The organism is Streptomyces sp. GS7 (assembly GCF_009834125.1).
Taxonomy (GTDB): domain Bacteria; phylum Actinomycetota; class Actinomycetes; order Streptomycetales; family Streptomycetaceae; genus Streptomyces.
In genome coordinates, this window is sequence record NZ_CP047146.1 from 8,618,448 (window position 1) to 8,630,805 (window position 12,358).

9 protein-coding genes and 1 pseudogene are annotated in these 12,358 nt (G+C 71.9%); 8 read left to right on the plus strand and 2 right to left on the minus strand.

What is annotated here, in order from left to right; translation table 11 throughout:
- Window positions 1-86 precede the first annotated feature (86 nt).
- Complete coding sequence (locus tag GR130_RS37505) at window positions 87-1,019, plus strand: HAD family hydrolase (RefSeq protein WP_159510484.1); 933 nt, start codon at window positions 87-89, stop codon at window positions 1,017-1,019.
- A gap of 273 nt (window positions 1,020-1,292) precedes the next feature.
- Here GR130_RS37505 and GR130_RS37510 read toward each other — a convergent pair whose 3' ends face one another.
- Window positions 1,293-2,150 carry an oxidoreductase gene (locus GR130_RS37510; RefSeq protein WP_159508890.1) on the minus strand — a complete coding sequence of 286 codons (858 nt, stop codon included), beginning with the start codon at window positions 2,148-2,150 and terminating at the stop codon, window positions 1,293-1,295.
- Between the two features lie 101 nt (window positions 2,151-2,251).
- Here GR130_RS37510 and GR130_RS37515 point away from each other — a divergent pair, with 101 nt between their 5' ends.
- Entirely contained in the window at window positions 2,252-3,238 is a 987-nt protein-coding gene (locus tag GR130_RS37515) for an ATP-binding protein (protein ID WP_159508892.1), read from the plus strand.
- A 37-nt stretch (window positions 3,239-3,275) separates the two neighbouring features.
- Here GR130_RS37515 and GR130_RS41180 read toward each other — a convergent pair.
- Window positions 3,276-3,980 (minus strand): annotated as a pseudogene (locus tag GR130_RS41180) (hypothetical protein); the annotation flags it as partial.
- 324 nt (window positions 3,981-4,304) lie between these two features.
- On the opposite strand from GR130_RS41180, the gene GR130_RS37520 reads away from it, so the two are divergent.
- From GR130_RS37520 to GR130_RS41185, 6 genes are all read left to right on the plus strand, one after another.
- A complete protein-coding gene (locus GR130_RS37520) occupies window positions 4,305-6,623 on the plus strand; it encodes a bifunctional SulP family inorganic anion transporter/carbonic anhydrase (RefSeq protein ID WP_159508894.1) in 2,319 nt (772 codons plus the stop codon).
- A 218-nt stretch (window positions 6,624-6,841) separates the two neighbouring features.
- A complete protein-coding gene (gene acs / locus GR130_RS37525) occupies window positions 6,842-8,809 on the plus strand; it encodes an acetate--CoA ligase (RefSeq protein WP_159508896.1) in 1,968 nt (655 codons plus the stop codon).
- Window positions 8,810-9,120: 311 nt separating this feature from the next.
- A complete protein-coding gene (gene nhaA, locus GR130_RS37530) occupies window positions 9,121-10,473 on the plus strand; it encodes a Na+/H+ antiporter NhaA (protein WP_236574075.1) in 1,353 nt (450 codons plus the stop codon).
- Between the two features lie 44 nt (window positions 10,474-10,517).
- The gene (locus tag GR130_RS37535; protein ID WP_159508899.1) at window positions 10,518-10,970 is read left to right on the plus strand and encodes a phage holin family protein; all 453 of its coding nucleotides are present in this window, start codon (window positions 10,518-10,520) and stop codon (window positions 10,968-10,970) included.
- Between the two features lie 2 nt (window positions 10,971-10,972).
- Window positions 10,973-11,911 carry an alpha/beta fold hydrolase gene (locus tag GR130_RS37540; RefSeq protein ID WP_159508900.1) on the plus strand — a complete coding sequence of 313 codons (939 nt, stop codon included), beginning with the start codon at window positions 10,973-10,975 and terminating at the stop codon, window positions 11,909-11,911.
- A 166-nt stretch (window positions 11,912-12,077) separates the two neighbouring features.
- The gene (locus GR130_RS41185; protein ID WP_236573842.1) at window positions 12,078-12,275 is read left to right on the plus strand and encodes a hypothetical protein; all 198 of its coding nucleotides are present in this window, start codon (window positions 12,078-12,080) and stop codon (window positions 12,273-12,275) included.
- The last annotated feature ends 83 nt before the right edge of the window (window positions 12,276-12,358 follow it).

Genomic DNA, 12,358 nt, shown 5'->3' on the forward strand with positions numbered 1-12,358 from the left:
GTTAGCACGGTCGCGAACGATCCGTGACTTCCATGGTGTACCCGAGAGCCTTCTCAGGCAAACCCACGCGCCACACCTTACGCCGAATGGTGGGCGCCTATGCTCGCCCCGTGGAAAACCACTCCGTGCCTCACTCGACTCCCCGTACTGCCGCGTTCTTCGACTTGGACAAGACCGTCATTGCAAAGTCGAGCACGCTGACCTTCAGCAAGTCGTTCTACCAAGGCGGCCTGATCAATCGGCGGGCCGTACTGCGCACCGCGTACGCCCAGTTCGTGTTCCTCGCGGGCGGCGCGGATCACGACCAGATGGAGCGGATGCGCGAATATCTCTCCTCACTGTGCCGCGGTTGGGATGTGGCACAGGTCCGGGAGATCGTCGCCGAAACACTGCACGATCTCATCGACCCGATCATTTATGACGAAGCGGCCTCGCTCATCGAGGAACACCACGCGGCCGGGCGGGACGTCGTGATCGTCTCGACCTCCGGCGCCGAGGTCGTCGAGCCGATCGGTGAACTCCTGGGCGCGGACCGGGTCGTGGCCACCAGGATGGTCGTCGGCGAGGACGGCCGCTTCACCGGAGAGGTGGAGTACTACGCCTACGGCCCCACGAAGGCGGAGGCCGTCCGGGAGCTGGCCGCCTCCGAGGGATACGACCTGCGGCGCTGCTACGCGTACAGCGACTCGGTGACCGACGTGCCGATGCTGGAGACCGTCGGCCACCCCTGTGCGGTCAACCCGGACCGGGCGCTGCGCCGCGAGGCGGTCGCCCGCGGCTGGCCGGTGCGCACCTTCAGCCGGCCGGTCCCGCTCAAGCAGCGGCTGCCGTCGCTGTCGATGCCCTCGCGGCCGGTGCTCGCCGCCGTCGCCGCGGTGAGCGCGGCCGCCGCGACCGCGACCCTGGTCTGGTACGCGAACCGGCGCAATACCGGAAAGAAACGCCTTGCCGTAATGCCCGTATTTGCGGGCAAACGTAAAGATCTGGGGGCTGGGGTTCCGCTTACTCCGCATGAGTAGTACAAAGGACGTAACGGCCCGCGAGACCAAGGACATCCGAGAGGAACACCTTTACCGCATCAAGGCCCACGGACCGACGCATGAATGTCGAGCACCCACGCGACGCCGACCCGTCGATTACGGGCCAGCCGCACCAGGTAACCGGACGACGATTCCGACCTGATGGGCAAATACCGTGCACGCTTGGTAACTCGGCAGACGTGCCAGCGGCGGTACCTCAGGGTTGGTACCGCCGCAACCCTTGTCAGGGGCCCTGACCCGCGTGAGCCGCCCTTACGCCGCGCCGCGCTGCAGCGCCTCGCAGACGGCGGTGCTCTCCCGTACGCCCAGCTCGACCGCGCGCCCGCAGTGCGCGATCCACTCCGCGACGCCCTCCGGTGTGCCGGAGGCGTATCCCTGGAGGGCCGCCGCGTAGGCCGCGCTCCCCTGTTCGGCGTGGCCGACCTCCGCCGAGCAGATCGCCTTCGGGTCCAGTCCGCTGCCGACCAGCACGACGCGCTGCGCCGCCCGCGCGACCAGCCCGTTGCACGAGCCGAAGGGCCGCAGCGCCAGCAGTTCGCCGTGCACCACCGCGGCGGTCACCAGGGCCGGCGCCTCGGTGCCCGCCAGCAGCAGCCGCGCCAGCCCGTCCAGCCGCCCGGCGACCTCCTCGGCGTCCGGCAGCGCCAGCTCGACCAGCGGCTCGTCCACCGGCTCGGCGCCCAGCCGTGGCCGGCCCACGGTCTCGTCCGCCGCGCCGCCGCCGGCCGCGACCAGATGGAGCCGTGCCAGCACCCGCAGCGGCGACTGCCGCCACACGCTCAGCAACTGGCCCGCCTCGGCGGTCAGCCGCAGCGCCGCACCCACCGTCCACGGCTCGCCCGGCACGCCGAAGTCGGTGCGCCGCCGGACCTCTTCGAGCGCCCAGTCGGCCCCCGAGAGCGCCGCGGAGGCGCGGGCTCCGCGCAGCGCCGCCTCGGCGGTGATCTCGGTGCTGCGGCGCCGCATGATCCGGTGCCCGTAGACGCGGTCGACGGCCTTGCGTACGGAGTCCACGGCGTCGGTCACGCCGGGGAGCGTCGCCAGCGCCGCGAGCGGATCGGCGCTCGCCTTCGGGGGTTCGGGGGGCGTCCCCCCGGAGATTCCAGCCATGAGGACGACCCTACGCACCACCAGGCCGGACCCCTCGAAGGAGTGGTCTTCTTCACGTAAACCTCTTGCGGAGAGCTATCTCGCACCTACGCTTGGTGAACATGAAGATCGCTTTCGTAGGCAAGGGCGGCAGCGGCAAGACCACGCTGTCCTCGCTGTTCATCCGGCAGCTGGCCGCGGCCCGGGTCCCCGTCGTCGCGGTGGACGCCGACATCAATCAGCACCTGGGCGTCGCGCTCGGCCTGGACGAGGCGGAGGCCGCCGCGCTGCCCGCGATGGGCGCCCATCTCCCGCTGATCAAGGACTACTTGCGCGGTGCCAACCCCCGGATCCCGTCCACCGAGACGATGATCAAGACGACGCCGCCCGGCGAGGGCTCGCGGCTGCTGCGGATCTGCGAGGACAACCCCGTCTACGACGCCTGCGCCCGCACCGTGGCCCTCGATGACGGAGCCGTGCGCCTGCTGGCCACCGGCCCGTTCACCGAGTCCGACCTGGGCGTCGCCTGCTACCACTCCAAGGTCGGCGCGGTCGAGCTGTGCCTGAACCACCTCGTGGACGGCCGCGCGGAGTACGTCGTGGTCGACATGACCGCCGGATCGGACTCCTTCGCCTCCGGGATGTTCACCCGCTTCGACATGACGTTCCTGGTCGCCGAGCCGACCCGTAAGGGCGTCGCCGTCTACCGCCAGTACAAGGAGTACGCCCAGGACTTCGGCGTCCCGCTGAAGGTGGTGGGCAACAAGGTCCAGGGCCCCGACGACCTGGCGTTCCTGCGTGCCGAGGTGGGCGACGACCTGCTGGTGAGCGTCGGGCACTCCGACTGGGTGCGCGCCGTGGAGAAGGGCCGCCCGGCCCCCTTCGCGCTGCTGGAGGAGGCCAACCGCCTCGCCCTGGAGGCGCTGCACGACGCCGCCGACGCGTCCTACGAGGGCCGCGACTGGGAGCGCTACACGCGCCAGATGGTGCACTTCCACCTGAAGAACGCGGAGAGCTGGGGCAACGCCAGGACCGGCGCCGACCTGGCCGCCCAGGTCGACCCCGCCTTCGTGCTCTTCGAGGGGACGGCCACCCCGCAACCGGCCTGAACCGGGCCGCCTGCTCCGGGCCGGGCGCCTCGCGGGGATCGGAGAGGAAGTCGTAGCCCATCGAGAGCGTCTCGAAGTCGCGGCCGGGAAACGGTATCTCCTGCAACGGGAAGTCCCCGATGCCGTCGATCCGCCGCGGCCAGGTCCGCAGGCCGCCCGCCGAGCCGGCGTCGTACGGGAATCCCGTCTCCTTGGCCGCGGGCATGAGGTTGGGCTGCCCTTCCAACCAGGGCGCGCGGCCCCCCACCAGCTCCCTGGCATAGTCGAACGGGAGCGGCGGCGCGTGCCGGAGGCCGGAGTTGGTCTTCCGGTTCCGGACGAACGACACGGCCTGTTCGATCTCGCTCCCCCACTCCTCCGGCGTCCCGCTGCCGACGCCCCCAGTAGACGCCGCTGAGGAAGTACGTCATCGTCGCGCCGTACTGCTTGCCGACGGCCCGGAAGTGCGAGAACAACCTCTGCCCGTCCTCCCCCGCCCCGTCCCAGGAGAAGACCACGAACTGCGGTGGTTTCCGGCCCGGCTTGAGGCGCTGGGGACGCGGCTGGTGCGGCTGCGCCCCGGTGCGCGCGTCGACCCGTCGCCTATGAGGCGGACCGTACGGGCCGGGGTTCCGGGCGGCTCCGCCCGGCCCGCTCTGGTGCTCCGCGGCGGCCCTCCCTGGGCCGCCCCGGAGCAGCCGGCTATCGCCGCCGGCACCACCGCGACCGCGAGGCGTGCGGTCGTCTTCGATATGGCCGCCATCAGCCGCCTCATTCCTGGCGCAGGGCGCACCTTTCGGGTTATTTATCAGAAAAACCACGCCTAAATTCCTATATGCCCTAGCAAGTGAGCAAAGCGGCAAGGCGGCCGTCGCCTTATTCACTCGATAGACGGAAGGGCTGACTCGTATGCCCGAAATGGGGGCTCGGGGGCTTTACGCTCCATTACGATTCATTTACCGATGCTTGAGAGTCGCCGGACCGTCACCCACCGCGACGTCCGCCGGCCGGCTCGCGTCCCGCCGCAGTACACCGCCGCCCCACGCTCGCGCCCCTGCGCGAGCGCGCCGCCCCGGAGGAGACGGGAATGTCGCAGATCCAGAAGTCACCGCCGCCGCAGCGGACCGAGATCCCTCCCGGGCCCGGTACGCCCACCGGGCCCGGCCCCCGCCCGAAAGGAGCCCGGCGCGCGGCCTGGCGCGGCGACCTCTCCGCCTCCGCCGTCGTCTTCCTGCTCGCCGTCCCGCTGTCGCTGGGCATCGCCCTGGCCACCGGCGCCCCGCTCCAGGCCGGCCTGGTCGCCGCGGCGGTCGGCGGGATCGTCGCGGGCCTGCTCGGCGGCGCCCCGCTCCAGGTGACCGGCGCGGCCACCGGCCTCCTGGTGGTCACCGCCGACCTCGTCCAGCGCTACGGCTGGCGCGCCACCTGCGCGATCACGGCCCTGGCCGGCCTCGCCCAACTCGCCCTGGGGGCAGTACGGGTGGCCCGCGCCGCCCTGGCGATCAGCCCGGCGATCGTGCACGGCATGCTCGCCGGTATCGGCGTCACCATCGCCGTCGGACAGCTCCATGTGGTGCTCGGCGGCAGTCCGGACGGCTCGGCCGTCGACAACGCCGCTGCGCTGCCCGGCCAGTTGGCGCATCCGCACGCCGTCGCGGCGGCGGTCGGCGCCGTCACGGTCGCCGTCCTCGCCGGCTGGCCGCGCCTGCCGGGCCGCGCCGGGCGCTGGGCGAGGCGGCTGCCCGCCCCGCTGGCCGCGGTGCTGGCCGCGACCGCGGTCGGCGCGGGGGCTGCGGTCCCGCGGGTCCAGCTGCCGTCCTGGCGGCTGCCCGAGCTGCCGGTGCTGCCGGACGCGTCCGTGGCGGGCGTCGCCGCGGCGGTCCTGACCGTCACCCTCGTCGCCAGTATGGAGTCGCTGCTGTCCGCGGTGGCCGTGGACCGGCTCGCCGCCGAACGGCCCGGGGCCCCGGCGGGACGGCCGCGGCTCAACCGCGAGCTGGCCGCCCAGGGGGTGGCCAACATCGTCTCCGGGCTCGCGGGCGGGCTGCCGGTCTCCGGGGGAGCGATCCGCGGCTCGGCGAATGTGCGGGCCGGTGCGGCCACCCGCCGGGCGACCGTGCTGCACGGCGTCTGGGTGCTGCTCTGCGCGGGCCTGCTGTCCGGGGTGCTGGAGCTGATCCCGCTGGCCGCGCTCGCCGCGCTGGTGATGGTCGCCGGCGTACGGATGGTGAGCTTCGCGCACATCCGGCATGTGCAGCGGCACCGCGAATTCCCGGTGTACGCGGCCACGTTGGGCGCGGTGGTGCTCCTCGGTGTGCTCCAGGGCGTACTGGCCGGCATCGCCGTCGGGGTCTTCCTGGCGCTGCGCCGGCTGACCCACACCCGGGTCGCGGTGACGGAGGAGTCCGGCGGCCACCGGGTGCGCGTCAGCGGGCAGTTGACGTTCCTGGCGGTGCCGCGGCTGACGAGGGCGCTGGCCCTGGTGCCGCCGGGCGCGCATGCCGTCGTCGAACTGTGCGGCTCGTTCATGGACCACGCCGCCTACGAGGCGCTCCAGTCCTGGTCGGCCGCCCATCGGGCGAGCGGCGGCCGGGTGAGCCTCGGGGGCCGCTCGGGCCGTCCGGTCGCCGAACCGGCCGGCGCGCACGCCTGCCATCCGTGGACGCCCTGGCGCAATCACCACTGCACCCGGCCCGCCCCGGACCGTACGGCGCCCCACGAGAGCAGCGGCAGCCAACTGCTGGGCGGTATCAGCGCGTTCCAGCGGCACACCGCCCCGCTGGTGCGCGAGGAGCTGGCCCGGCTGGCCCGGGAGGGGCAGCGGCCCACCCAGCTCTTCCTGACCTGCGCCGACTCCCGGTTGGTGACGAGCATGATCACATCGAGCGGTCCGGGCGACCTGTTCACCGTCCGCAACATCGGCAATCTGGTGCCGCCGCCCGGCTCGGACGCCTCCTGCGACTCGGTGGGCGCGGCGATCGAGTACGCGGTCGAGGTGCTGCGGGTCGGCTCGATCACCGTCTGCGGGCATTCGGGATGCGGCGCCATGGCGGCGCTGCTCGGCGCCCCGGCGGAGCCGGCCGCGGCGACCCCGCTCGCCCGCTGGCTGCGGCACGGCCGCCCGAGCCTGGCCCGTATGGCGCGCATCGGGCGGCTGGGCAGGGGCGAAGTCGCGCTCGCCGAACGGCCGGTGGCCGACGACCAGGAGCGGCTGGCGTTGGTCAACGTCCGCCAGCAGCTCGACCACCTCAGGGCGCATCCGTCCGTCGCCCACCGGATGGCGGAGGGCTCGCTCACGCTGCACGGCATGTATTTCCATGTCGCCGAGGCCCAGGCGTATGTGCTCGACGAGCCCAGCGGGTGGTTCCGCGCGGTCGGCGCCGATGTGCGGATGGCCCGGGTCTGACCCGTAGGACGGCCTGCCGCCCCGGGGACCGGACCGGGGCGGCGCCGAGCCCCGGGCACCCCTTCTCGCCGGGGTCACACGCCGCCGCCGAGTGACGCTGTACCCGAAGCGTCGTTAGTGCCAGGATCGATGGGGGTTGACCAACCTCCGCTTGATCATTGAGCATTTGGCCTATCGGCCTATTGGTCTACACCACTGCGTCCTCGGGAGCCGTCGACATGGACAAGCGTCCTTCCATCTCCAACATGCTCAAGGAGGAGCGGCGGTTCGCGCCGCCCGCCGAGCTGGCCGCGCACGCCAACGTCACGGCCGCCGCGTACGAAGCGGCCGCGGCCGACCGGTTGGGCTTCTGGGCCACGCAGGCCGAGCGGCTGACCTGGGCGACCGAGCCCACCGAGACCCTTGACTGGTCCAACCCGCCCTTCGCGAAGTGGTTCGCCGACGGCAAGCTCAACGTCGCCTACAACTGCGTGGACCGCCACGTGGAGAACGGTCTGGGCGACCGGGTCGCGATCCACTTCGAGGGCGAGCCGGGCGACACCCGCACGATCACCTACGCCGAGCTCCAGAGCGAGGTGTGCAAGGCCGCCAACGCGCTGACCGCCCTGGGAGTGCGCAGCGGCGACCGGGTCGCCATCTACCTGCCGATGATCCCGGAGGCGGTCGTCGCCATGCTGGCCTGCGCCCGGCTGGGCGCCCCGCACTCCGTCGTCTTCGGCGGCTTCTCCGCGGACGCGCTGGCCACCCGCATCCAGGATGCCGACGCCCGCGTGGTGATCACCGCCGACGGCGGCTACCGCCGCGGCAAGCCGTCCGCCCTCAAGCCGGCCGTCGACGAGGCGCTGACCCGGCCCGGCACGGAGGACGTCCGCAGCGTCCTGGTCGTGCGCCGCACGGGCCAGCAGGACATCGGCTGGACCGACGGCCGGGACGTGTGGTGGCACGAGTTCGTCGACCGGCAGAGCGACCGGCACACCCCCGAGGCGTTCGACGCCGAGCACCCGCTGTTCATCCTCTACACCTCCGGGACGACGGGTAAGCCCAAGGGCATCCTGCACACCACCGGCGGCTACCTGACCCAGGTCGCGTACACCCACCACGCGGTCTTCGACCTCAAGCCGGAGACCGACGTCTACTGGTGCACCGCCGACGTCGGCTGGGTGACCGGCCACTCGTACATCACCTACGGACCGCTGGCCAACGGCGCGACCGAGGTGCTCTACGAGGGCACCCCGGACAGCCCGCACCAGGGCCGCTGGTGGGAGATCGTCCAGAAGTACGGCGTGACCATCCTGTACACCGCGCCGACCGCGATCCGCGCCTGCATGAAGTGGGGCGACGACATCCCGGCGAAGTTCGACCTGTCCTCGCTGCGCGTCCTGGGGTCGGTGGGCGAGCCGATCAACCCCGAGGCGTGGATGTGGTACCGCAAGCACATCGGGGCGGACGCGGCGCCGATCGTGGACACCTGGTGGCAGACCGAGACCGGCGCGATGATGCTCAGCCCGCTGCCGGGCGTGACGGACACCAAGCCCGGTTCGGCCCAGGTGCCGCTGCCCGGTATCGCGGCGACGGTGGTCGACGACGACGCCAACGAGGTCCCGGACGGCTCCGGCGGCTATCTCGTGCTGACCGAGCCGTGGCCGTCGATGCTGCGCACCATCTGGGGCGACGACGAGCGCTACCTGGACACGTACTGGTCCCGCTTCGCCGGCAAGTACTTCGCCGGGGACGGCGCGAAGAAGGACGAGGACGGCGACATCTGGCTGCTCGGCCGGGTGGACGACGTGATGCTGGTGTCCGGCCACAACATCTCCACCACCGAGGTGGAGTCCGCACTGGTCGCGCACCCGAAGGTGGCCGAGGCCGCGGTGGTCGGCGCCACCGACCCGCAGACCACCCAGGCCATCTGCGCCTTCGTCATCCTGCGCGGCGGCGCGGCGGAGGACGAGGGCCTGGTCGACGAGCTGCGCGCGCATGTCGCCCGGCAGCTCGGGCCGATCGCCAAGCCCAAGCGGATCCTGCCGGTCGCGGAGCTGCCCAAGACCCGCTCGGGCAAGATCATGCGGCGGCTGCTGCGCGATGTCGCCGAGAACCGCGACCTGGGCGATGTCACCACGCTCACCGACTCCTCCGTCATGGACCTGATCCAGGCGAAGCTGCCGAGCGCGGCAACCGAGGACTGAGCCGCCTGGGCTGCTCGGCACACGGAGCCGCAGCGCTCACGGAGGGGGCACGGGCCGTCGCGGCCGGTGCCCCCTCCGGCGTTCCCGGGCCGCCGCCCCCCGGCGGCTGCAAGTCCGAAATGCCCGTAAAGTTAACCCCACGCCTCAACCCCCTGCACCCGCCCGGTAAAGTAGGCGTTGCGTCAATGACGCGCTAAGAAATTCTGGGTGCGCCGGGAAGTCTGGTCGGCAACTGCTACTGCCGTTCACAGCTGCCGGAGGTCAACCGCGTGACTGCGCCCAGCAACCGCCGCTCCATATTCCTCGGCCGGATGCCGCTGCCCGAGCGGAACTACATCGCCGACGCGCTGCGCGCCGAGACCGTTGGCGGGGTCCTGCTCCTGGTCGCCGCCGTGGCGGCGCTCATCTGGGCCAACACCCTCGGCGGCAGCTACGAAGCCGTCCGCGGCCTGCACATCGGCCCGGCCTCGCTCGGCCTGGACCTCTCGCTCCAGCACTGGGCCGCCAACGGCCTGCTCGCGGTCTTCTTCTTCGTCGCCGGCATCGAGCTCAAGCGCGAACTGGTCGCCGGCGAGCTGCGCGACCGCAAGGCCGCCGCCCTCCCCGTCGTCGCCGCCCTCTGCGGAATGGCCACGCCCGCCGCCGTCTACTTCACCGTCAACGCGCTCGGCGGCGGCTCCCTCAACGGCTGGGCGGTCCCCACCGCCACCGACATCGCCTTCGCGCTCGCCGTCCTCGCGGTCATCGGCACGTCCCTGCCGTCCGCGCTGCGCGCCTTCCTGCTCACCCTCGCCGTCGTCGACGACCTCTTCGCGATACTGATCATCGCGATCTTCTTCACCTCGAAGATCAATTTCCTGGCGCTCGGCTTCGCCGCCGTCGGCCTGGTGGTCTTCTACCTGCTGCTGCGCAGGGGCGTCCGCGGCTGGTACGTCTACGTCCCACTCGCCGTGGTGATCTGGGCCCTGATGGAGAACAGCGGGGTGCACGCCACCATCGCCGGCGTCGCCATGGGCCTGATGCTGCGCTGCCACCGCCGCGACGGCGAGACCCGGTCGCCCGGTGAGCACATCGAGCACCTGGTCCGCCCGCTGTCGGCCGGCCTCGCCGTACCGCTCTTCGCGCTGTTCTCCGCAGGTGTGTCCGTCTCCGGCGGCGCGGTCCACGACGTCTTCACCCGGCCCGAGACGCTGGGCGTGGTCCTCGGCCTGATAGTGGGCAAGTCGCTCGGGATATTCGGCGGCACGTGGTTCACCGCCCGCTTCACCAGGGCCGAACTCAACCCCGACCTCAGATGGCCGGACGTCTTCGCCGTCGCCTCCCTGGCCGGCATCGGCTTCACCGTCTCCCTGCTCATCGGCGAGCTGGCCTTCGCCAAGGACCTGGTACTTGCCGACGAGATCAAGGCGTCGGTCCTGATCGGCTCGCTGCTCGCGGCCCTCTTCGCCGGCATCCTCCTCAAGATCCGCAACAACAAGTACCGCCGCCTCTGCGACGAGGAGGAGCGCGACGAGGACCAGGACGGCATCCCCGACATCTACGAACTCGACAAGCCGGAGTACCACCTGCGGATGGCCGAGATCCTCGAGGCGAAGGCCGCGGAGCACCGGCGTCTGGCCGAAGTGGCCTCCGGCGCCCGCGCCGGGGACGATGGTCCGGCATGATCTGAGAGGCTTTGCATCCAGGAGAAGAGAAGAGGGAGACGGCGATGAGCGCAGCCGACGACGGGGCGGACCGCAGCCTCGGGCAGCTGGTGGCCACGGCGACCGCCGAGATGTCCGCGCTGGTGCACGACGAGATCGCACTGGCCAAGGCCGAGCTGCGGCAGGACGCCAAGCGGGCGGGCATCGGCAGTGCCGCGTTCGTCGTGGCGGGCGCACTGGCGCTGTTCGCACTGCCGGTACTGAGTTTCGCGGCGGCGTACGGCATCCACAACCTCGGGCTCGGGCTCGCCTGGTCGTTCCTGATCGTGGGCGGCGCCTTCCTGGTCATCGCCGCACTGCTGATCCTCATCGCGCTGGCCAAGCTCAAGAAGATCAAGAAGCCGGAGAAGTCGATCGCCTCCGCCAAGGAGACCGCGGCCGTCCTCCAGAACGCCAGGCCGCACCCGCGCGAAGAGCTCCCGGACCACCCGGTCCTGGAGTCTGTGACACGCTCGTAGCTATGACAGCCCCTGACAGCACCGCCGCGGTCGTCCAGCTCGACGTCCCCGGTGGGCGCGAGGTGACGCACCGGGACGTCGCGGCCAACGGCGCGCGCTTCCACATCGCCGAGATGGGCGACGGCCCGCTGGTGCTGCTGCTGCACGGCTTCCCGCAATTCTGGTGGACCTGGCGGCACCAGCTCCCGGCGCTGGCCGACGCGGGCTTCCGCGCGGTCGCCATGGACCTGCGCGGCGTCGGCGGCAGCGACCGCACCCCGCGCGGCTACGACCCGGCGAACCTCGCTCTCGACATCACCGGCGTCATCCGCTCGCTCGGCGAGCCGGACGCCGCGCTCGTCGGCCACGACCTGGGCGGATACCTGGCCTGGACGGCCGCGGTGATGCGGCCCAAGCTGGTGCGCCGGCTCGCGGTGGCGTCGATGCCGCACCCGCGGCGCTGGCGGGCCGCGATGCTCGCCGACGTCCGGCAGAGCGCGCGCAGCTCGCACATCTGGAGCTTCCAGCAGCCCTGGCTGCCGGAGCGCCGGCTGCTGGCCGACGACGCGGCGCTGGTCGGCCGGATGATCCGCGACTGGTCCGGCCCCCGGCTCCCGGAGGACGACACGGTCGAGGTCTACCAGCGGGCGATGAGCATCCCCTCGACGGCGCACTGCTCGATCGAGCCGTACCGCTGGATGGTCCGCTCGATGGCCCGCCCCGACGGCATCCAGTTCAACCGCCGGATGAAGCTGCCCGTACGGGTACCGACCCTGCATCTGCACGGCTCGCTGGACCCCGTGATGCGCACCCGCAGCGCCGCCGGCTCCGGCGAGTACGTGGAAGCCCCGTACCGCTGGCGGCTCTTCGACGGCCTCGGGCACTGGCCCCACGAGGAGGACCCGGTGGCCTTCTCCACGGAGCTGGTCAACTGGCTGAAGGACCCGGAGCCGGACCGCTGACGACGCCCACCGGGTCCGGCGGGCGGAACGCGGGGAACCGCTGAGCGAACACCCGGCCAGCGCACTGCGAACGTTCGTCTGACGAACAGCCAATTGCCTCGCGCATAGGCCAATTGGCCCCCTCCGAGGCGGTTACGGACCATGGGCCACGGGCAGAGTCGAAGGTATGGGCTGGACGCACGACTACCGTGACGTGGCACGCAACCGCCGCAGCAGTGCCGCTGCAGTGGGCACTCAGGACAGGGGCACCCCGGATCTCAGGTCCGGTCCGTCCCGCGACGCGGCGCACCCGATGGGCATCCCGCGCATCCTGCGCCGTAGAGCACGCTGGATGAGCGCCCGGCTGCGCCATCCCCGCGGCTGACCGACGTCGGCGCGCGCCGCGCGAGCACCGCCCGGACCGGACCGCGCCCCGTCCGCACCGGATCGGTTCGCGGCCCCGGCCCC